The organism is Vibrio sp. 10N (assembly GCF_036245475.1).
Taxonomy (GTDB): domain Bacteria; phylum Pseudomonadota; class Gammaproteobacteria; order Enterobacterales; family Vibrionaceae; genus Vibrio.
Genome location: NZ_BTPM01000002.1, coordinates 365152 through 387681, shown reverse-complemented (window position 1 = coordinate 387681; position 22530 = coordinate 365152). Strand labels below are relative to the sequence as shown.

The following is a 22530-nucleotide window of genomic DNA, read 5'->3' as shown; positions in this document are numbered from 1 at the left end:
TTAGCCTACTAACATATTATCTAAAACTTTGTGCACAACATTGATGTAATGTAACGCCTGTTCATTTGTGAATTTTGTATTGTTTCCGTGCGAAGCCTCATCACGGGAATGCGACAATTTGTATACTTCATCGAATAGCAAACTATCGTTTGTAATAAACAACAGTGGATGGTGTGGGTAATCCCTCATTGATATGAAAATCGTCGCTAACAAAGAGCGAAGACTTGAATTCCGACCCTTCGCTGTTTGAAAGATCTTCCCTGGCTGTACGCTGAGAATGCTCTCTACCTGTGAAGCACTGAACTTACCAACTTCTTTCAATAGCCACTCGAGCTCTCTTTTCTTTTCATGATTTGAAAGATGTTTCCCCGGTAAGACGTTTAGTCGCTTGAATGGATAAGCCTTCAAAGTAGCCTTACACAAGACTTCTAAAACAGAGCCACATCCATTAATTAGCGATTTATTTAGGCTGTAGTCAGCCGATTTTTCTCGATTAAGCCTCTCTTTACCATTCATCAGCTCAAATAACGGTTCAACCAAATCTTCAAAACGCTCTGCATTCGGGTATCGACTTAATACTTCAACGCGGGCTGTTTCTTTCATAAGATCAACAGCTTCCTGATAAGAGAGTTCCTCCTCGGAGGTGTCGAATTTTGAGCAGGAGAACTGCTCTAACCTATCATCCGCATTTCTTGCGTGATCAAATAGTTTATTCATCCACGATGCCTTGCTTGAAAGACCAAAAGGATCGAAGAAGTCAAACTTAAAACCCGATGAGGTGTCTGCCCACAGCAACAAATACGCTTGCTCCGCTTCTTTATCAGACAGAAGCATTTTTTCTGCCTTGATAGGCAGATGATATCTCTCTTCACTGATGTTATTCGCGATCCAACGAGCTTCTTTGTCCTTGCTCAAAAGGTTTTCTAAGTCAGAGATAGTCGGCCGACTAATCTCTTGCAACCGTTTTCTTGCTCGATATGCTCTAACCGTTCTGTCTGTTGCTCGATCGAGCTTAAACGTCAGTACATTCGTGTCATTTTCTGGTTTGACCTCGATTGAGTGATAAGAAATTCTAGGAAGCCATTGACCTGTTAACGCACATTGAAAAACGGACGCCGTTGCCATCTCTGGTTCCAACTCAGAATCCAAGATTTTTCGGCCGCTTTCTGTAATCTTAAAGTTTTTATCCAGCCAACCATTCGGTTGCAATGTTGCGGTTAATATGTATAAAACCATTTCTTTCTCTAAACAAAGCCATGTAGCTATCTCACTTGCAGACAAGTCTCTATTACCACTAACCCTTATTAGCTCTAAAATAGCTCTTTCAAAAAGATTAAGTTCACGACCTCTATGCGAAGACAGATACACTTCCCAAGAGTATACAGGCCATGCGAAAAGCTGGACTTCTCTGCCTTTAGGGAAGTCTATTGTTTTAATATATTTATTAGAGAACAAGACCTTTCTCCTTTTGACACAGTTCATTAAAGAACTTGGGAAAGCCAACTAGTAATCTTTCAGCTTCAGATGTTCGAGTGGACTCTGGCATAAGTTGGTTCAGCCTATTCGAAGCTAAGCTAGCATCACCTACGACGATCAAAAGGCGTTTCTGTCGCGACATGGCAACGTTTATTCGGTTTGGTATACGGAGAAAACCGAGCTGCGCATTGACACTATCTTGTGTGATTTCATCTGGTTCATTCCAACTTCGAACCGTAGATAATAAAACCACATCAAACTCTTTTCCCTGGAACGCGTCAACAGAACCAACACGGAAGCGCTCTTCAGGCGTCTCACCTGAATTTGGTCTCGTCATTCTGTACTCAGAAACGACACTAGAACCTGAACCGGAATCCTCCATCACTCTTCTCTCCACCATTTTTTCAATGATATGGTCTCTTTGAGCTGCATAGAAAGTGATAATTCCTACACTTAAATCCGGTCTTGCTGATAGTATCTTGTATGCTTCGTCTGCTATAACTTCCGCTTCGCAATCTCGATATTTGGAGCCATTCTTTGATGACATCTTGCCTTTTGAACGCTCAACATCAATCCATGCTGCAAGCTTTCCTTCATATCCTGGGACATCTAAAGGAAAATACGATTCATCCAAGCCTGGTTTCACAGGAGGTAAACCAAACCTCTCGTAAAACTCTTCGCTGACAAATGCACCTAGCTCAGGATGCATACGAAACTGAGTATCTAGCATAACAACGCGTTTGTGTTCTGAAGAACCATCTTTTTCATATTTAGAAAGTGAGAAATACAAACGTTCAAACAAACTTTGTTGCAACAGTTCGTGATCAGTAATCTCTAGCTCGTTTTTATCTTGCAATTCTTTTTCTACTCTAGGTTCTAACATATGCGGAAGCTGTCTGTGATCCCCCACTAAAACAATACGTTTGCGCGCCATTGACATCGGTATCATGAGATCTAGCGGATTGGCTCTTGCAGCTTCGTCGACAATCACCGAATCAAAGTGAATGCTTTTACTGTGCTCAACAGACTTTACACCGACCATAGCTTCTCCAGCAGCTTGCTGACAGGTCGCTCCTAGTACGGCACTGTATTCTTCCAACGATTTCCGAACCTGTTGTTTCTCAAGCATCAAGTGATCAAGGTATTTTTTACGATAATACAACTGGCCAAGTCGCGGCGAACTTGCTAAACAAGCTTTAAGTTCTTCGATTAAATCGTCTAATAGTCTGGTTTGCCCGGTCTTCAATGAGCGTTGGTTTGGGAGCACAAACTGTTCTTGTAAAGCTTCCAGTAACCTGTCTTTTACGCTTTTTAATATCTCAAAATCTATGTCGGTTTGTAGCATCGCTTGGAGCTTTTCTGTGCCTTTGGCAGCAATGTTAAGCTCAGAAAGTAGAGTAGTTAGCCTTTCTAGTCTGAGCATCCCATCATCTTCATAAGAGATAGCTTCAGTTCTCAAAGCCCTTACCGCGGTTGTTAGTTCTTGCTTTTGAGCAGCCGTTAATGCATAAGAAGACGATAAGCTATACTTCTCTAAAAGCTGTTCGATATTTCTCTCAACCTTAGAGGAGACCTTAATGCCATAACCAAAAGCCAATTTCCTAAGGTTCACCTGCAATTCGACTAAGTTTTGATAAGTGAAGCTGGCACTACTAGAATTTTTGATTTGAAAGACGAGCGAAGAAACCTTGTCTACCAATAAAAATTCATCACTACTTTCAATTTCTTTATCGACGATTGGCTTTACCTTATCGACAACTTTGGATATCCAACTAGCTACGCCATTTTCTAGTAACTGTTCAGCATCATCCTTCTTACCCCCCACTTTGATCGCAGGAAGACCGAAAACACCAGATCTTGCTACAACGTTGTCTACTGCGTCGTGTTGATAGCTCGTCAATAGAACTTGATGTTTAAGTGAAAGATTGTACTTATTTCCCTCTTCAGCAATTCTATGTTGAATCGCAGAGATAACCTGAGTTTTCCCAGTACCTGGAGGGCCTATAATTAAAGCGATATCCGGTGTATTTAAGGCTACTTTTACAGCTTTTTCTTGTTTCTTAGTTAAGGACTTTCTACCAAGTTTTTTCTTTAAAGTTGTTGTTATCGCACGGAGCTTTTTGGTCTTCGTCTCTGGTGGCGTTACACCTTCTAAAATAAACTTGAGCTGCGGCATTGGGTTTCTTCCATCCTTCAATAGATCAAACGCAACTTTTTTCCTTTCGTGTTGCTTTTTCATACCATTAAGAGAAACGAAGATAAAACCCTTAGTTCTTGGTCTTTGTCGTAAATTTGCAACTAAATAGTCGCCTTCAACTTTAACTCTATTCAAGAAAACAGGTCTTGAACCTGCCTTTTCAAAGTTCTCTGATGAAGTGAGCCAACTCGGCAAATCCAAAGCGACCTGTAGCTCTAACTCTGACATCGAAAAGGTATCGCCGAGTGCATCTAACTCACTTTTGTATCGTTCAAAGAACGAGGCCAGTGCGTCACGCCCTACCTTGAACTTAAATCGTATTTCAGATTCTGATTCACTAGAGGCAGAGTCATATTCGAGGAACCCCACTGCTTTCGCCAATCTTGAGTGTTGCTCCCAGTGAAGGTCTGAGTATTTTTTCCATAGCTTAAAGTAACTTGCATTGTCTTGCAGATGTTGTTCAAGTTGATGTTTATAGTTAGAGCTATTTAACTGCTCTTCAATTCCATATAACTTAAATTCATGCTCACCATGATAAGCATATAATTTATCTGTCTCACCATCGAAATGACGAATTGACGAAAGGTGCCAATTTCTACCGATTCTATCAACTAAGATTTTATATTCTTTGCCAATAAGGAAGAATGATTCTGTAGAATTATCAAGAAATTCAACAAAGATGCCGCCTTTATTCTCTTTTTCAAAAATAAACTCATCATTAAGCCACGCTCTTACGCTCTCATTGTCAAGCAAAGTTGGTACTTGCTTTTTTATCTCCTCTACAAAAATAGGTTCAATCTTAAACTCAAGATCCTCATCGTAGCTGTCAATGACGCTGACATAACGGATAGCTATAGCGCGAGAATTTTTGTAGCAAGAGACTGCACAAACTCTTCTCGCTCTAGTACCCGAAACAGCCATAGCTAAAGACGTATTCTTGAACGTGACTTCAGCAAAAAAATCTCTATTTCCCTGTTTGATGTAATAAGAATCTACCTCAAAAAACAGTTCTACTGCTTGACCTGTTTTCCAATCCAAATTCGCATCATTAGGATCTTCGAAGACAAGTTCAATGACATCGCCTGTAAGGCATTTAGAGTCTAATAAGTTCATTTACCACCTCACACCAATTGCCATCTATAAGCACTCAACAAATTAACATAACTAGCATCGTGCTCTTCTGATTTCCGCCAGGTAGTGAATTCATAAGGGTCAATAGCACTGCGGCGCTTTGCAGCTATTCTCTGTTTGTGTTTAATTTGATGTACCTGGGAGGTATTTTTACGAGATATATTACAAACCGCATGGTTCTCTGGAACTAAATAGATATCTCCATTACTCATGGTTACAGTCAAGTCATCCTCACTCTCAAACCATAACTCTGTGTTATATGGAGCAGATTTAAAATTCAAAGACGTACCATTACTAACAATACGAAGATTGTTAGTATCAACAAAACCATCAGATACATTCGGCGTCTCGCGCAGTTCTTCCTCATTGAGGTAAATAACTTGCTTCAGTACAGCATAGTGTTCTTTATCTACAACGGCCGAGCAAAATGGACAAGCCTGTTCATCTGTTGAAAAATCAACAAAATAATGACTTTTGCAACTTGGGCATTCCAATAGATGGTCTAGTGCCTCCTGAAGTGAAACACACCATGCACCTAATGAGGGCCTCTCGTATGGATGAGTTTTGCCTTTGGTAAAACATCTATCGAACAGATTGTATAATGCCTCGTTGGATACTAAGGAAAGATCGATCCCTCCAGTGCTCTCGTTGCAATCATCTTCAGAATCATAAACCCAAGGTAATCGTCCTTCATATGCCTGCTGCTCGACAACCTCGGCTTCACCATCTTCGACTTCAAGGCCCATAAATGGATGTTGATGCGTGAGTAGCTCAAAGGCCATTACGGCAAAGGACCATTGATCTGTTAGTGCATTGACACCTATGTCACCTCTTACGACTTCTGGAGCGCCGTATCCTGGAGTATGTATGTGAGTAAAGCCCTCTCGTTCGTCGACACACAAATTATCGCAATCGATAAACCATACTTCTGAGTAACGACTGTCTTCTGAGACAAAGATATTCGCTGGTGAAATATCTCCGTATGCATACCCTCGACCATGAAGCTTAGCTAGTGTTTTAGCAACTTTAAGAAGTATGTGTAAACGTCTTTTTAATCCACCTGTCTTTATGTACTGCTCAATGCTCTGGTTATCAACAAGATCGCTAAAACTTTTCTCTAATACTTGTTGTAGTGGAATCAACCCATCCATCAACTCCATAACGTAGCCTAGGCGCGGTCTTGTTATTTGAATCTTAGGATGAGCTAAGTTGAGCCCAGTTAAATCTTGTCTCAGACTCCACTCCAACTGGCTTTTCCATTTTTGAATAGCATTCTCATTCTTGGTATTTAATATTTTCACCAAAATACCGCTTAATTGAGTTTTGCAGACAACGCCCTGCCCCCCCTCGCCAATTTTTTCAACTAGCTCGTACGCATTGCCATGTTTATCAAAAACCGTGTTTCTCTTCTTGCTATTCATTAACTAAGACCACTGCAATTGTTTTGTCATCTGTATGATGTGGTGTAGGCCAGTTGTTAAGTAGACCTTTTAACTGTTTTTTTGTTGCTCTCAAACTAACTCGCTGTGCACGCGTTATTAATGTGTCACAAAAGCCTATGTGTTCTTCAATATCTTCAGATATTCCATCAGTCATTAAAACTAATCCTCGACTTGCTTCCTGTAACAACTTTCCGCGCCCCGTTCGCCAATGTGAGAGCTTTTTACTAAGGCCCAAGCCTGTTGTTTCATTAGAGAACAAATCGTCTTCTGAAACAGAATGATTAATAATGTTGCTGCAAATAACACCATCACCAAGCTGGAGAAAACGGTATTCTCCTCTTGAATTTCCCCAAGCAACCAGTAACGTAGTGACAGCATCGTTAGATTCTATATTTTTGAGGTGAAGTCCACTTAACCACCTTGTATAGATGTCAGTAATGAGCTCTCTATCAGAAATACCTTCGCTGCTATCTATACAAGAGCTAACCGCTACATCAACCGCCAGTTTTGACCCAATATGAGATAAGACTCTAGACCCCATCCCATCAGCAACTGCCACTGCCCATCTACCTCTATCCGTTTTTGATGCGGCAGCGTCTTGATTGGGCAAACTTAGATCAACGTGTGAAGGACCTATAACAGAGAGTTTTGATATGCTGACTTTCATCTACAACGGGATATCTAAATCATCATCAGCTAAATCATCACTCACAAACTCCAGTTTCATAGGCTCATTTGATTTTTGGCTTTTAGAGTGATTTGCTACGCTCATTGTCACAGCACGGAAAAAACGACCTATTTCGGCAGCGTTATGTGCAAAAAAGAGTGGCGCCTCAATATCATTACCAAAAGACTCAAGTAAGGAGTTGTCAGCATCTTTACCTATTGATAAAGCGAACCTCGTTGCCTTTTTAGCACGCTCGCTGTTTAGCAAGGCATCAAATGCACTATTGTAGTCATCGGTCGGGTAACCATCAGAAACTAAAATTACTATTGGTCTGTACGCCCTAGATGGAATGCACTCTTTATTTTCAATCATTTCTTTAACAATTGTGCAAGCAGCTCCTAAAGGGGTCGTGCCTTGAGCAACAAAATTTTCTATTTGCTCTATTTGATGAGCCGGAGTCAGAGGAAGGTGTGTTTCAGCGTCGAGACCAAAGGTAACAATGGCCAAGTGGATCTCCGCTCTAAGACGACTTTCACTTGCAAAGCTTGTGATCATATCTTTGATTGAGCGATTTAGTGCTTCAATCTTGCCGTGTTCTCGCATACTACCGCTAGTATCGGCCATAACGATTACGGGTAAAGGCCGAGCTCTATTCGCAACAAATTTATTCAGTTCCATACTGTTCCTTATACTTCAGTTAATTCGATATTTTACTTCTTGTCACGGAAGCTAAATTGATTCACATATCTAACAATATGAAGAAGTAACTCGCCTTAGACCATTTCAATGCCAATTGATTTACGCGGGTTCGTCCCAAATATGTTCGGTGAACTCAAGCAATATACTTTCTAGGTCATCATTAAAGACTTTCATAAGCTTGCGTTTTCCACCTTTACGCTTGTAGTTACCGGTTTTAAAGGTGTCATCATCGAGTATGACCTTGTCTTTGATGGATTGTGCCAACCTATCGAGCCATGTCAGCTGTTCTGTATTCCAATCATTGGCCGATTTTATTCTCTCTAGAGCGAGCTCAACACGCTTTTCAAACGGAAGTAGCGCATCCCCAATAGAGGCACGTCGAATATGACCGATAAGCTTAGCGGCAATATCTTGGTTCTTAGCGGCCTTCCATGCGCTGCGAAGATTCGCTTCGTTGAAGTCTTGTGCATCGAACCACTCTTGCAGTTCAATCAAGCCTTTGCGAGTTAGGTCTCGTGGACGATTAATAATAGCGTCCAACGCTTCCTGTTGGTTTACGGAAACGTCCACTAGCTTATCGAATGCCTCTAAGAAGTCTTCTGGGTTATCAAAGTCTCCGTACGCCTGGGTTACCTCAACCACTTCATCGTGAATATCCGTGAAGATTGGCATGTCTCGCATAGCGTTAATGTCGTTTTTAAGCTGCTCTAAGCGACCGACCATATTCGGTACTTTGTTGAAGATTTCAGCAGACCACTTTGGTCCCTTGGTTTTGAGTGTTTTTGCCAAGCTTGCAAAGTCACATCCTGCTGCATTGCTGCAGATTTCATCTAGGCGTTTCACTTGAGATTCTATCTCTTTAGAGCGATCACGGTTGAATTGCGCGTGGCTAATAATGCGCTGCATTTTCGCCACTAACTGCTCGTGACTATGCTCGGCAAAGCTGCGTCCGTCAGCTTCTTTGGTTTTGTAGGTTTCGGAATCGGTGATCTCGTTAACCAACGTTTGCAGCTCTACTTGTGGACGAACCACTACTGGTCGCATGGTGTCTACACTTTGTAGTGTCGAGTACAAATCCACGGCATCAAAAATTCGGAATGAGCTTTTACCGACTGCAGGACATAAGCGCGTTGCTCGGCCTTTCATCTGCTCATAGAGAATTCGGCTGCGTACTTTTCGCATGAATACTAGGTTACAGATACTCGGGATATCTACCCCTGTCGTTAGCAAATCAACGGTGACCACGATGTTAGGTAGTCGCTCTTTTTTGTAGCGAGTGATCATTGATTGGACTTTATTGGCGTCCTTGTCGGCATCGCCTGTGATCTTGATGATCGCGTCGTGTTCAAGGTCTGGATATTTCGCCCTAAACGCAACGCGAAGCTCTTCAACTACCGTATCTGCATGAGTGTTGTTGACACAAAATACCAATGTCTTTTGGGCGCTTGTTGGATCGATATGCTGTACTAACTCCTCACATACGACCTTATTGAAGTTTGAAGCAATAAGGTTGCGGTTAAAGTCTGCGACTTCAAACCCTTGCTCATCTTCTAAGGTGTCGTTAATGAGTTCGCCTTGGTTAGACAGACGCACGACCTCTGCACCTTTTGATAAGTAGACACCTTCTTCACTCAATTTGGTCTTGATTTTGATTGGCGGCTCTTGGTCGCACAGGTAACCATCAATGACCGCTTTTCTATAGCTATAGCGGTAAACCGGCTTTTTCTGAGTGTCACCCAGCGTGCCACCACCAAAGATATCAATGGTATGCAGCGCTGGAGTCGCCGTAAGTGCAATTTTAACCGCATCAAAATGGTCGATTATACGGCGATAAGAAGAGATAAAATCGAGCTGATTACGGAACTTCAGTTCCCCTTCCGTCTGCTCTTTATCGAGGATGTAACCACGGTGCGCCTCATCAACGATAATGCAGTCATAACGACCAACAGGCATCACTTCATCGCTTTGAAGTGTTCGTTTAACCAACGACTGTACTGTTGCTACATGAATCTTGGTACTGTCTTCTGGGAAGCGATCCGTTAATCCTTTTATGTTGAAGATAGCGTTAAAGGTATCGCCTTTGATATTGGTATCTTCAAACGAATCCAATGCTTGCTTGCCCAGTGAAGTTCGGTCGACTAAGAACAACACACGTTTAAAACGCTGTGACTGAATAAGACGATACATTAGGGCGATAGCAGTGCGCGTCTTGCCTGTACCTGTGGCCATCGCAAGTAGAATGTCCTGTTGACCTGCGATAATCGCCTTCTCGACCGCTTGCACCGCTTCTTCTTGGTAGTAACGTAAACCAAGATCGTTCATGTCGGCATTGTCGGCAAACCATCGGTTTTGGAGCTGCAGGTCGTTCTCCAGTTTGGCGACAAGCTCTTCTGGGCGGTGCCACTCTGGCAACGCCTTTGGCATATTGGTGTTATGTCTTACGTCTCGAAACCAAATGCCGCTTTTGGTTTTCATTGCAGCTCGGTAGTCACGACCATTGGCGGAGAAACAAAATGGAATTTTGTAGCTTTCTTTTCCACTGGCGTCAGGCCAAGTAGGTGCATAGTTCGGGAAGGTTTCGGCAATTTGGTCCAGCACTTCGTCGTCGTTAGCTGCTTGTTCTAACTCTTGCTTCAAGAAAGCCGAATCAAAGTATTTGCTGTAACGATAAGCTTCATTGAGTTTCGCGGAGACATCAGTGTTCGCTTTTTTGGCTTCCACCACAGCAATGGGGCACAATCCAACAAACAGTACATAATCTGCAAACCCTGTTTTTCCTGTCTCATATTTACCCGTTGGCCACTCTGCGATGGCAATATTGCGACCTACCTGGGGACGAGTTCCATTAGCAAACGTGAGCGTTTTACTGTCGGCATCCCAACCCGCTTTACGGAGTTGCGAGTCAATTAAGAAGCGAGTTTCTGCCTCGCTAAGCTCGAGGCTACGAGATGCCGCTTCTTTGGTGATTTGCTGCTTGTAAGCCCTGCGTTCACTCTCTGTCTTCTTGGAGAGCTCCTGCTCTTTTTCTTGTAGCTTCGCTTCTAAAGCTGCAATTCGAGCTTGAGACTGCTCTTGAGTTTCCTCTTGTTTACTCTCTAAAACGGAGATGTAACCGTTAAGTGAAATGAGCTTCACTTGTTGTGCTTCGAACTCCGCTTTGGTCAGCGTTTCTGCTTGGCGCGCCTGTGCCAGTTCAGCTTTTAGTGACAGTATTTCTTGTTCGAAGGCTGGGCTGCTGTCAGAAGTTGGAAGTTCAAACTGCGGAACTGGGAAGTCATATTGCTTGGTAACGAGGCGGTAGTACCAAACCGCTACTCTGAATGCGAGGCGCAAACACATCTCTGCATCCTGCAGATCGTTATGATATTCATGAACTGCCTTGTTGCCGTTTTTACGAAGCTTATGGAAGACGCTCAGTATGCTGTCATCAACAAAAGGGATTCTGCCTAGTTCGCGCAGTAGGTCGTTTTGATTTTCAGGAATCTCAATGTCGAGCAACTTTGCAAGATGCTTTGCTGTCGATTCACCGAATATTCTGAGTTTGACCAGAGTTGTATTTGGGTCATCAGGATAGTTTTTTTCTGCTGCACGAGCGATAGCAAATAGAAAATCGTTGACGCCTTTCAGGAACTCAAAGTTAGATTTAGCCATAGTGTCTTTCCTTTAACTCTCTGATTCACAATGCTTGTTGATGACAGACACTTCGATATCCGGGCGACAAAGTGCAACTGAATAACGCTGGTTTACACCCTCAGAAATCGACACTACCTCCAACATACCTGCCGTTTGAGTTGGTAAGGCTTTCTTAAGCTTGCGATTTATGGTCGAACAAATGGGCTGCAGGAAGTCTTTGCTCATACCAGATAATGTAGAGTAATCACCCTCTACAAAATCTTCAGGTGTAGTGCCAAAGGTGCCAAATACCCTTGGGTCACGTGCAAACTGGCAGTAAGTGTTTAGAAAATCGATGCTGTGCTTCTGCTGGTCTTCAAAATATCGATCAACAAGCAGACCCTCAGTACCTTTGTCTAAAAGCCAAAGATAGAACGCCAGCTCTTTGGCTGTCAGTGAAACATCTATGCCCAATGTGGAAATCAATTTGGATGAGCCATCGATGGTAACGGACAGCTCTCCCTCTCGAGAGGAGTTCAACATGCCCACCGTTTGACTAAAAGAAAGATTAGCCATAGTGGATAGCACTGTTGGGTCAACGGCATTTCTCATCCTAACAAATGGAATTTCTGCCAATGTTACCGTCGCCTGACTTACATCGACTTCACCTTGGCCATTTTTACCCGTAACCCACTTTTGATTCTTGGTCGGATACCAAAAATCTCTAACAAACTCGTAAGCATCATCGACAAACACGTGGCTCAATGTGTCCTGCGAGCGGCCGAACATGGACATCGCATAACCAAAATAGAATGCCATGGTTTTTCGTCCACCAGCTAGCGACGCATGAATTGCCGTATGTTCATCTTGAGTCAACTCAAACACTTTTTTGGTAATGAAATCAGCCATAAAGGTTTGGTCTTCGATGGACTTGGCGTCGTCGATATACTCGCCTTTATCATTTTCTATCAACCAAACATGGCTTTCATCAAAGGTGAACTCTGGCAGTTGATATTCGTTTTTGAGTGCTTCTAGATGACCGTCTCGGATTAGGCCATTGAGCAAAACATCTTTACTGCTTTGTGTGGTGATGACGTACACTTCATCTGGAAATGGTCGACCGCTCTTTGCTATGGCAAAGAGTGTTTCTGTTAGGACTTGCGGGCTGGCGCCAGTTGTTGAAAGAAGGATGTTTTTCATTCTATTCTTTGTTTTTTAGTGGGTTACATCGAGCTACATAGTCTGATATTACACTAGATGAATATCCACACATACCTTAGGTGATCTCAGAATGACATAATTTTTTACTTAATAAGCAATTCTAAAGCGATTGGCGGTCTCAACCGCTTCTTTATGCCCTTGAGCTGCTGCTTTAGAAATCCAATCTTCTCCATACTTTCGGGTTCTCGCATCGCTGTTTGAACCCAAAAGCATATTCTTGCCAAGCTGCCACATAGCTTCTGGATTACCTTGATTAGCCGCTTTCTTTATAAACAATTCGTAATCAGCTTGATTTCCGAGTTGCTTAGCCATGATCGCCTTCGATAGATACAAAGTACTTTTCTGAGCTAAACCACGTAACTCTCCAAACTTGCCAGTTTTAACTTCTGCTTCCCAAAATCTTTCAATCCACGTTTCTAAACTCGCCTTACGTTTCTGAACCATCCCTTCGTCTGGTTTGGGTAGACCTCTGCTCTCGGAGTACTGGCCTAGTGCTTTCGATAACCCTTTGAAGGATTTAGTGCCATTATTTGGAAGGACTTTAAACTTGGTTCTAAGAAGCTTTTCACAATAGTGTTGCCAAAAATCAAGATGGTCATGTACTTCAAGCTGAGTCATAGTGCGAATGTCTTCACTTGTCAGAGCTTCGCTATCAAACAACTTTTGTGTATTCCAGTCACTCTTTTTATAAAATCGCGTTTCTGCAATGGTTCCTCGAAGAAACTCAACAACAAGCAAATTATCTAGTTCAAAGATATAGATCTCACTGTCTGTATTTGTGGAGTTTGGCAACACATGTACGAATTCGGGCAGGCCCCCATTTTGAGACTCAACCCAGTTATAGCTCTCGCTCGGAAGTAAAACCCTGACTCGTTCAAATCGACTACTGTAATTTGACCAGAACTTGGAACGACTTCTAATCTGGCGGGTTTGATAATCGTTAAAATCAAGCTGAATAGCCGCCTCTTCAGAGTAGAGGGCAGCCGAAATTGCATGCAAATCAAAGTAACTTGTTAAACCAAATTTCTTTTTTAACACTGCTTTTGATGCGCCACCAAGTTGAGGCCAGTAGCTGTTTTTCTTTAGAGGAAAACAGTGATTTTCTATGATTTCAGCACACTGGTCTCCGTAATCGAATTGTTCAAGCTTGCCTATAAAGCGCTCACAAAAATCAACTCTTTGTTGGGTGGTGTCTAATGCGTAAAAGTTGTTGGCAAGCCAAACGTCATCAAAATCTGATAGATTCCCATCCGATATTGGACTTAGCAGGCAATTAGCCAACTCTGCCTTGTAACTGTTAGCTTGAGGCAACCTCAAAAACTTAATATAGCCACTTAAAGTCTGTTTACCTTGGTAGCAAAGCGATGCCATTTCATCAAAATCTTTTGTTTTTAGCGCCAACAGCCAATCCAATTTGGCTTGATCTATCGCACTCCAGATAGGCACGGTTCTCGCTATATCTATCGATTCAACAAGTTCAGAAACTACACTCGTTGCTTTTCCATCTAACGCTAGCCCCATCTTGAACAGCGCAATATCTCCAAGCACCAGCTGACTACCAACACCGGTCCAGACCGCAACACAAGCACGCTCACGTTCTTGCTCGTTTAAGTTTTTCCACTGGACTTCGCTTTCAATCGCTTCTAACCATTCGAAAACATGAACTTCGTCTGACCTTTGAGCAGAGACGAGCGCCACTATTTGCATGAGTGTTTTTGGTGGAAAGCTCGGTGTCCTGTCGTCAGTAATTCCTAGTTCCAGAAACTCATCGAATGAATGGCTGGTTAACTTATTTGAGCTGGGTAATCTCGGCTGCGAGAACGAAAAACCTGAACTACTCAACTTTTTTCACCTCTGAGAAATTGCCAAGAAACTCTTCATCTTTGAACTGAAAGCGGAACTTCACCTTACGGTCAGCCGCATCGGCTGCGTCTTGTCGAGCTTCAATGGGGCCTCGTCCAGAAATTACCGCCTTATCGAAGAAGCGCTGTTTATTACTAAATTCCATTGAGTTAACGAAAGCGATAACACTGTTTGCGCGTAAAACACTCAGTTCCATATTCCTGTCAAACGCACCTTCGGAACTCGAATGTCCCTCAATCACAACTCGGCTAACTTCATCAGCGGTAGCTTGAGACTGAAAAATCGCATCAGAGTATATTGGAATGAACTTTTCCAAAAACTCTTGCCCTGACGCTTTCAATTTATAGTCGTTAAGGTCAAATAAGATTGAATCTGTAATTGAGATATCACCTGTTTCTGGATCAGCTTGGACGCCAATTCCCTCGGCATTCAACTTATCGTTGATATCTTTGATAATTACGATTCGAGTATTTTGGCTTTCTTCATATACCTCAGAAATTTGAACCAAAGCACTGATGAGCAGCAAGGCGAAGATCATCAGCAAGACTGACATTAGATCCCCAACCGAGAGCCATACACCAGACTCTTCTGCATCTGCAGTTCTTGGTGAGTGGGATAAACTCCGCATCAAGCCTCCGCTCTATCTGCTTCAAATTCTCGATTTTGAACTTGAGCGTTAATCAAGTAGCCAGCTGCTTGTGACAATTTATTATGGATCGTGCTTGCCGATTGGTCGAAATCATTGAAGAATGTTTCAAAGCTCTCATTTGCTCGCGAGAAGTATTCGTCCATGGCTTTCGGAAGGTTCTCTGTCACATCGGTAAACGACGCAGAAGCCGTTGCATACTCTTTCTTCAATAGTGCGATTTGTCTTCCCATTGTTTGCGCAGCATCTTGAAGCTCTGCCATTCTCGACGCTTCGTTTAACCCGATTGCTTTAGCGACACGCTCAACCGTTTGGGCAGAAGCTTCTAGTTTTTCATACTGTGCCGTGAGCTCTTGAAGTAGATTGTGGCGAGCTTGGTATTCGCTCTCGAAGACTTTGCGGAAATTCTCCACAACCTCATTGAGACCGTTACGCTGCTTACTTAAGCTATCCTCTAGTAAAGAATTCTGCTGTTCGAAGTACGCCGTTAGATTCTGTTGATACTGCAGCCGGAAAGCTTCTAGCTCTTTCTGAACGGTTGTCGACATCGACTTAACTTTTTCATCAATGTCGCCTAAGCCTGACTCTAGTTCTTGCTTCGCTGAAGTCATTAAACTACTAGCTTGATCGCCTACAGCCTCCAACACATCAGTTTGCTGCTTAAACGCAGCACTTGAGCCTTCGATGAGTGCATTGATTCGAGTCTCCACACCGTCGAATAGTGCTTTCTCTTTTTGTTGCCTTTCGTTAAGCGCACCATCCATTGAAGTTTTGATTCCTTCAAAGGCTGCAGAAGCTCTTCCCGCACTGAGTTCAAAGGCATCCCTCTGCTCTTCCAGACCTTTCGAAGCGCCATCAAGCAATGTTTGGACTTCTTTCGCGATTGTAGACATCGCTCCTTGAGTGTCGTCTTTAAAGCTCGCGAGAATTTGCTTTAGTGATTCAGCAAACTGTTGCAACTTGTCCATTGTATCTTTCTGGAACTCGTTGATTGTCTCTACAGTTTGCGCAGTGCTGGTCACCACTTTCTCAACATTGGCATTAAGCTGAGCGGAAACTTCATTACTCTGAGAGACTGCTTCACTTGTTTTCTTAAGCTCTTCTGATACAGGGTCAATCAACTCTGATTTCATCTTATCCACGAGCAACTCAACTAGCTCTTTTTGTGATTGCTCTTTGATGTCTCTAAGAGCAGAGAGTTCTCCTCTTATCGCTTGCATTGCAGGCGTAAGCTGGTCTTCGATTGATCCCTTAACTGCCTCAGATACTTTCTCCGCTATTGCATTGCCATCGAATGAGTCACCCAGGTTATTAAGGGAAGCGGCAGTATCCCTAAACTGTTGGCTCATGCTTTCGATAGCTGAAGCAGAACGCAACTGCGCGGCAACCACTTCCTGCTGCCCTTCATTCGACATGTTCTTCAGATAATGGACTGGGCTCGCCTCGAAGTATTGACTTGAAATAGCTTTTAAGAATGCTCCTTGAGCTTTAGAAAGACGGCTTGAAGACATTTTCATTAAAGCCATAAACACGGCTGAGCTACTTAAACCAGCTAGAGAAGTGTAAAAAGCTGTTTTCATACCTTCCAAGAGCTCAGCAGCAGAGCTCAGCAACGCTTTGGAATCTCCAGCCATACTGAACTGACTCAAACCAAGCGTGATCCCCAGAAACGTACCAGTGATACCTATGCTGGTTAAGAGAGCAGGAACCAACTTGTAGCGGGTCGAATCACAAGATGGAAGCATATGAGACAGAGGTGACTTCGTTAACCAAAGCCCCGCTTTGCTCTCAATTTTTAGACCACTTTCGGTAGGCGTGTAAACTAGGTGCTCAGCCAACCATTTAAGTTGAATCTCCGATAGGCTTTCAGGCTCTACTAGGTCTGTGGAATGATTGTTTTTAAGGCCGGCTATAGCTTTAAGCTGCGAGATTGCCCCCCAGGTAGCCTTTATTTCACGCACTGCGAAAAAGAAGAACAAAGCTAACGTTGTGATGATGATAATATCTGTTACCCCATCACCCGATATGATTGCGACTCTGTCTAGCATATTTAACTATTCCTTAAAAACTTACTTATTTCACTTGAAGTAAAAATCTGTTCTGCAATGCGTGCTGGTAGGTGCTCAGCATCTTCTCGAACTACACCATTTACTAGTACTTTGTCTCTGAGTCTTACGCTGTACAAAGCTTCTTCGTGATCATCACTATCAGAGGCTACTCGCAGATAGACCTCTTCTGGAAACTCCCTGAGAAGCGTTGCCTGAAGTGATGACTTTGTATCTCTCAAGGAATTTGTAGCAATGAAGTCGGCTCCAAACTCCTCTTTGGATAGCTTCCAAGCGTGGTTGACTGAAATAATTCGCTCCAATACTTGATCCAATCTCATCTTCATCATCAATGCCTCAACGTGTGAGCCTGGCTTCTGTAATCACTCAGAAACTCATTTGCTGTTATTACTTGCCAACCTTGTTTTAGTGCATCATTAATATCATTTGGTGAAATCGCCACACCAAATCGACGTTTAGGCCAAGCTAGCTCAATACGAGAAGCTATATCCCCCAAACTATCCTTCACATAGTAGTTAACCTCAGGCAGCGAAAGGTGTACTTCGCGACAAGCATGTAAAACACCATGAACTCCTGGGTCTGACAGCTCGAACAATTCCTGCCAGCCACCAAGGTCGTCTAATAATCCTTGATCCTTGCGAAGATCGTTAATCAATTGTCTTTCGCGATGGCTCAGAACCATGTGCTGGTGTTTTGGTTGCTTACTGTGACAGTCGATACATAGTGCTTTTAGGTTCTTCTCACTATTATCTGACTTAACGCCATTGATGTGATGCACATGCAGCAGTGAACGGTTCGTGCGTAAGTTTACCTTACAGTCCTCACATTCAAAGTTCTTGTCTACGCGATAACGTGAAGACACTCTCGACCAATCGTTGGTGTATCCTGTCTCAGCTGTTTCTGCGTTTCTAGAAGGCATATGAGGGAAAAACGAGCTATATGTCGCAAAGAATTCTGCCATGTTAAATTCAGCTACTATTGAGCGAATGTCGTTGGAAGAGTTACAGCCTTTATAGTTAAGCTTTCTCAAACAGTTCTGGCAGACTTTCAGTCTCGCTTTAGTTTCCCCATACCCAGAGTCAACAACAAACTCCCCAGAAGTATTATTCGTCACTACATAGCGTTCAAAACGTCCATTCGCTCTCATCGATTGAAGAGTTTTACAATCAGAGACGTGGAAACGAGCACTAGAGCCGTTAGCTTTGATATACAAGCTGACATTCCGTCCTTGGTAACTTAATAGACCAGACTCTATTTCTACATCTTTAAGCTCTACATCTTTACCTTGCTCTAGTTCTTTATCGACTTTCGCTATATGCGTTTCTTCATAGGCCCATTTGAAAGAACCTTTTTTCTCTGGTTGCATGGTATTGATAGCTGTCATCAAGGAGCCTAAGTTGAGAGTCAACTTCATTCTGCCCCCAAAATCTTGAGTATCTGTTGTTCAGCATTGGTAATGATTCGGAAAGACACTCTACGTGAACGCTTTTCATCTTCAACACCAGCCTCGTCTAATGCAAGTTTTGAAGATGAGTAACCAACTGCCGCTACGTTCCCTTTAACCCACTCATAATAGTCATTCTTAACTGGTTCCAAGGCCATCACGTACCCCAAAACAGCTCGGGTACGTGACTGAGAGAGTCGCATATTATTGAAGTAGGCTTCATAGTCTGTTGAATCATGATTCCAACGACTTGAGGTGTGACCTTCAATTTTGATTTCCTGGATAATTGGCTGGTATTTTTCAAGAACAGCTAAATAGCGAGGGAAAAAATCATCCAATATTGATTGAAACTGGTCGGTTAGATTAGCCTTACCATTAGCAAACAGTACATCTGGAGCGGTAAAGTTGACACTCAGAGTATCACGGTCGATCTCTGCTCCCCAGTGATCTAAATCCTTAGCGAACTCCTCAAGGAGCGCGATATAAATAGCTTGCTGAGTTTGCTTGTAGGTTTCAGCAACATCTTTAATCTTGTCGCGTTCAACCATAGCATCACGCATCAGAGCAACTGAAATGAATAGGAAAACCATCATGAGTCCAGCCATAAGGTCGGACACAGACATCCAATGTTCACCACTTCCTTCTTTGGGCTTTTGAGAGCCAAACAATTTTTCCATCGTTAAACTGTTGCTCCAGCGTTGACCACATTAGACATTTCTCGAACAAGCTTCTGATAATCTCGAGTGAACTGCTGCGTGATCGTTGCCAAGGCCTCACCCATTTCGTTCATAGTGCGGTTAATCTCTTGCTGCATTTGGATATCAAGCACTTCAACTTGTTTCTCTACCGCGTTACCAGTTTTACCAACTGAATCAACAATTTGGTCTTCCAAACTATCAAATGTACGCTTGACAGCTTGAGCCTGGATCTGGAAGACATCTTCGAGTGTGGTTTCTAAGCGATCATGAAGTTTTGTAATCGCTTGAGTCGTCTCAGTTTGAATCTCACGCGTGCTTGATAGCAGCTCTTGGTTAGCAGACTTAAGTACGCTACCCGTTTCTTTAGCATCGTCTTTGATGTCAGCAACGAGGACACGTAATTGAGAGTTTAATTCTGTAATAGCATCTTCAAGCTGTTCTTTGATTCGATCTGAGTTATCGGTTAGATAAGAAGCACTGTTTTGAAGCGCACCAGATGCACTGGTAACATTATCCGTGATGTCATTTGATGCCTCTGCAAGACGCCCACCAATTTCAACCGCTCTAGTCTCGAGTTCACTCGATACTTTAACAGCTCCTTCTTCCAAGTTGGTGCGCATAGTCTCAACGCTCTGATTGGCTGTGGTACTAAAGTTATCAATGATTTTCTGAGACTCGACTAACATCGACTCATAGTGCGTAGAAGCGGCCTTAACTGAATCACCAATCACTGCCATAGTACTGTCCATTTGCTCACGAATCTGAGGCATTGCTTCAACAGCCTTGTCACGCAAGTCCTTAAATGCCTCAAGGCGGTGTTCCAGTTCCGTAACTTGACCATGACCCAGTTCCATTACATGGTGAAGTTTTTCCATCGTCTGTGGAATGGACTCTGCTCGTTCATTAATGCTAGCTACAGATTTCTCTGTTGAAGAGATCGCGTCTACACCAAGCTGATACTTATTTGCCATATCTTCTAGCTGAAGCTTGTAGTTTTCTTGCCAGTCCACTAATTTTTTCACCGACTCATCTAGACGTTTGAAGTTCTCTCCAAACTGCTCGGTGAGCTTATCGTTAAACTCGACAATGACTTCTTTCAGCGCGTTAATAACTTGCTCTGTTGCAGACTTCGAAAGTAGCTCGCCAAATTCATCCATTTTAACCCATAGCTCGGCTCTAAACTTCTCATTTGATTGAGAAAAGTTTTCCAAATGACTATTGAGTTGTCTGTTACCGTCGGTAACATCTGTACGTAGATTCTTGATTTGAGATGTTAGAGATGAATCACTGTCTCCCCTTATAGCGGACAATAACTCTGAAGAAGATTCTAGCTGCTTATTTGACGCTTCTAGTTGCTGAGACATAACGGCGTAGATCTCATCTGGCCCTACCGATTTCTCAACTGACTCTTCTCGTTTAGGCAACACACCCAATATGGCTTTGTAGACTATCGATCCCGCCATACCAACTAAGCTTGTTAAAAATGCAGTCTTAAGACCCGAGAGCAAAGATTCGATACTGCCGTCAATATTCTTAGGGTCAAAGTCCATCAACCCGACCACAATGCCCGCAAAAGTACCTAAGATACCAAGAGAAGTTAATAGGTTGGCTGTACTAGCAGTCAATCGCGGAGCTTTTCCAATAGCAGAAAGAGCAATAGAAACAATCATTAATGCAGCAATAATCAGGATAAAGGCATCGGATATCGCATTTGCAGTAAATGATGCAATGAAAGAGGCTATCTGGTCGGTCATAGGAGTTTTCTATAGATTTGAGTTTAAACGCGCGGAATTCTACATTTACAGCACAGCATTCTGCAATAGGTTTATTGTGTCATTTATCTATAACACTGTTACTGATTATATGCATTTCGAATAGTATTAAGAAATCGTAAGCGTACAAAAACATGACTTCAATCAACACCTCCTTTCCATAAGATTCACTGCAAAAATAACCCGCCACCAATAAATATAAATACTTAATGATTAAGTGGCTTTGATTGCACTAAATACGTGCAAAAACGAAAAGTCCATACCTAATCGCCTGCATCTACATAGCAACTAGAAAGGTTAACCAGCAGCACCAAAAAAACAATCTAAGCAACAATAGCAGTTCGAATAGTGTTAGCGTTAAAAGGTCAGTTCTGGCATACACTCAATCGGCAATGATTTGGGTTCGGCTATTTAATGAGAAAGAAACTCTATGGCATCAGCCAACTGATCGGAATTTCTATTCCATCCGAACAAGCACAAAAACGCTGATGCTGCTAGGCAGCATCAATACGAGAAATTATGGCTTCTATAGGTAGGTCTTTCTCTTGGATAAGAGCAACCACTTTGGCGATATCCTCCTCTCGGTTTTGTGCAATCGCAGTGTTCAAGTCATCAATTAACATCAACGCTTGTGCTTTAGTAAGCTGTCGTAGCAGGCTTACTCGATTGCTTGTCGACATGCCCATGAGTTCGGTGGCGGAGTTGGCATGTTGCTTACTCTCACTATTATTTTTTGTTTCCACCGAAAAACATGGGCCATTTGCCGTTTTCACTGTGGTGCTTTCCACTGTGTCGGCTTTTTCATCCAACTTAATGACGTTGCTAGTTTGGATTGGTTGCTGAGCTGCCTCTTGTTCATCTTCAATCTCGCCTTTCTTGTACTTCTGTTTCGCGTCAAGCAGCTCTGCATAAAACGCTATAGATGGCAGCATGAAGTTCAGATGATTGCCAATTTTATCCTCGAGCACTCTCATCTCTTTCGATTTAACGTAACTGCCTTGCTTACGAGCTTGAAGAGACAATGACAGCGCCTGACTAACTGTTTCGATGCGGTGATCAGCTATCACATCTACGTTTTTATGTTCAAGTACTAACGCCTCTTCTTTCGATTTGAGCGCATCGAGACGGGTTCTAAGCGATTTCACCGTATTTTGAATTAGGCGGTCACGAGACACTTGCATTGGGTTAGGAAGCGCAGGCTTACTCACTATCGCCTCATCAGTTTCCTCTTGTTGGCTCGCTTTCACTTCACGCTTCACTTCAGCCATGAAGTTGTTCAGAGATTTACTATCTGATGGCGTTGACCCCGTATACATGGGTTTTGGCACCCCTTCGATTAACACCTTTAAGTGGTTGTTTTGCGCCCTCTCATAAGTGAAAGGTATTTCGCTTCCTAGGTAGTCGGTAAGAAACTTAATCACGCGTCGTTGATACTTGCTGAAGTTTGCCTGTGAACACATAAAATCACCTCTGGAATATTGCTTAACTGCGGTTGATGAGTGGTATCTTATCTGTGAATGGGTGAGAGCGGATTTCGTAAGGTTACGAAATCAAACTAGACTGGTATCGCCTTGTTTATGAGGATGAGCTTTGTCA

At 42.8% G+C, this 22530-nt stretch carries 15 protein-coding genes; all 15 read right to left on the bottom strand.

Translation table 11 applies throughout. From position 1 onward, the window contains the following. Entirely contained in the window at positions 1-1455 is a 1455-nt protein-coding gene (locus AAA946_RS17940) for a hypothetical protein (RefSeq protein ID WP_338166147.1), read from the bottom strand. Further along, entirely contained in the window at positions 1445-4786 is a 3342-nt protein-coding gene (locus tag AAA946_RS17935) for a DEAD/DEAH box helicase (RefSeq protein ID WP_338166146.1), read from the bottom strand. The genes AAA946_RS17940 and AAA946_RS17935 overlap by 11 nt, the downstream gene beginning before the upstream one ends. 8 nt (positions 4787-4794) lie before the next feature. Continuing rightward, positions 4795-6225, bottom strand: a complete 1431-nt coding sequence (locus tag AAA946_RS17930) for a protein kinase domain-containing protein (protein ID WP_338166145.1) — start codon at positions 6223-6225, stop codon at positions 4795-4797. Further along, complete coding sequence (locus tag AAA946_RS17925) at positions 6218-6913, bottom strand: PP2C family serine/threonine-protein phosphatase (RefSeq protein WP_338166144.1); 696 nt, start codon at positions 6911-6913, stop codon at positions 6218-6220. Before AAA946_RS17925 ends, AAA946_RS17930 begins: the two co-directional genes overlap by 8 nt. Next, on the bottom strand, positions 6914-7591 hold the full coding sequence (locus tag AAA946_RS17920; protein WP_338166143.1) for a vWA domain-containing protein: 678 nt from the start codon (positions 7589-7591) through the stop codon (positions 6914-6916). It abuts the gene before it with no gap. A 120-nt stretch (positions 7592-7711) separates the two neighbouring features. After that, positions 7712-11263: a type I restriction-modification system endonuclease gene (hsdR, locus tag AAA946_RS17915; protein ID WP_338166142.1), complete on the bottom strand. Its 3552-nt coding sequence runs from the start codon at positions 11261-11263 to the stop codon at positions 7712-7714. A 12-nt stretch (positions 11264-11275) separates the two neighbouring features. After that, complete coding sequence (gene csm6, locus AAA946_RS17910) at positions 11276-12424, bottom strand: CRISPR-associated ring nuclease Csm6 (protein ID WP_338166141.1); 1149 nt, start codon at positions 12422-12424, stop codon at positions 11276-11278. Between the two features lie 108 nt (positions 12425-12532). After that, entirely contained in the window at positions 12533-14287 is a 1755-nt protein-coding gene (locus AAA946_RS17905; protein WP_338166140.1) for an EH signature domain-containing protein, read from the bottom strand. After that, the gene (locus AAA946_RS17900) at positions 14280-14936 is read right to left on the bottom strand and encodes an OmpA family protein (protein ID WP_290300290.1); all 657 of its coding nucleotides are present in this window, start codon (positions 14934-14936) and stop codon (positions 14280-14282) included. Before AAA946_RS17900 ends, AAA946_RS17905 begins: the two co-directional genes overlap by 8 nt. Continuing rightward, positions 14936-17002, bottom strand: coding sequence for a chemotaxis protein (locus tag AAA946_RS17895; protein ID WP_338166139.1), 2067 nt, complete (start codon positions 17000-17002; stop codon positions 14936-14938). The genes AAA946_RS17900 and AAA946_RS17895 overlap by 1 nt, the downstream gene beginning before the upstream one ends. A gap of 2 nt (positions 17003-17004) precedes the next feature. After that, positions 17005-17340 carry a hypothetical protein gene (locus tag AAA946_RS17890; protein ID WP_338167198.1) on the bottom strand — a complete coding sequence of 112 codons (336 nt, stop codon included), beginning with the start codon at positions 17338-17340 and terminating at the stop codon, positions 17005-17007. Positions 17341-17348: 8 nt separating this feature from the next. Continuing rightward, positions 17349-18434, bottom strand: coding sequence for an HNH endonuclease (locus AAA946_RS17885; protein ID WP_338166138.1), 1086 nt, complete (start codon positions 18432-18434; stop codon positions 17349-17351). Beyond that, entirely contained in the window at positions 18431-19141 is a 711-nt protein-coding gene (locus AAA946_RS17880; RefSeq protein ID WP_198557603.1) for an OmpA family protein, read from the bottom strand. Before AAA946_RS17880 ends, AAA946_RS17885 begins: the two co-directional genes overlap by 4 nt. Before the next feature lie 2 nt (positions 19142-19143). Next, on the bottom strand, positions 19144-20916 hold the full coding sequence (locus AAA946_RS17875) for a hypothetical protein (protein ID WP_338166137.1): 1773 nt from the start codon (positions 20914-20916) through the stop codon (positions 19144-19146). Positions 20917-21428: 512 nt separating this feature from the next. Beyond that, entirely contained in the window at positions 21429-22394 is a 966-nt protein-coding gene (locus AAA946_RS17870; RefSeq protein WP_338166136.1) for a hypothetical protein, read from the bottom strand. Positions 22395-22530 lie beyond the last annotated feature (136 nt).

Coding starts and splice junctions, on each gene's coding strand:
- AAA946_RS17880 (WP_198557603.1), bottom strand. CDS start 19,141: ATGGAAAAATTGTTTGGCTCTCAAAAGCCCAAAGAAGGAAGTGGTGAA.
- AAA946_RS17870 (WP_338166136.1), bottom strand. CDS start 22,394: ATGTGTTCACAGGCAAACTTCAGCAAGTATCAACGACGCGTGATTAAG.
- AAA946_RS17895 (WP_338166139.1), bottom strand. CDS start 17,002: ATGCTAGACAGAGTCGCAATCATATCGGGTGATGGGGTAACAGATATT.
- AAA946_RS17885 (WP_338166138.1), bottom strand. CDS start 18,434: ATGAAGTTGACTCTCAACTTAGGCTCCTTGATGACAGCTATCAATACC.
- AAA946_RS17930 (WP_338166145.1), bottom strand. CDS start 6,225: ATGAATAGCAAGAAGAGAAACACGGTTTTTGATAAACATGGCAATGCG.
- AAA946_RS17900 (WP_290300290.1), bottom strand. CDS start 14,936: ATGCGGAGTTTATCCCACTCACCAAGAACTGCAGATGCAGAAGAGTCT.
- csm6 (WP_338166141.1), bottom strand. CDS start 12,424: ATGAAAAACATCCTTCTTTCAACAACTGGCGCCAGCCCGCAAGTCCTA.
- AAA946_RS17925 (WP_338166144.1), bottom strand. CDS start 6,913: ATGAAAGTCAGCATATCAAAACTCTCTGTTATAGGTCCTTCACACGTT.
- AAA946_RS17875 (WP_338166137.1), bottom strand. CDS start 20,916: ATGACCGACCAGATAGCCTCTTTCATTGCATCATTTACTGCAAATGCG.
- AAA946_RS17920 (WP_338166143.1), bottom strand. CDS start 7,591: ATGGAACTGAATAAATTTGTTGCGAATAGAGCTCGGCCTTTACCCGTA.
- AAA946_RS17890 (WP_338167198.1), bottom strand. CDS start 17,340: ATGAGATTGGATCAAGTATTGGAGCGAATTATTTCAGTCAACCACGCT.
- hsdR (WP_338166142.1), bottom strand. CDS start 11,263: ATGGCTAAATCTAACTTTGAGTTCCTGAAAGGCGTCAACGATTTTCTA.
- AAA946_RS17935 (WP_338166146.1), bottom strand. CDS start 4,786: ATGAACTTATTAGACTCTAAATGCCTTACAGGCGATGTCATTGAACTT.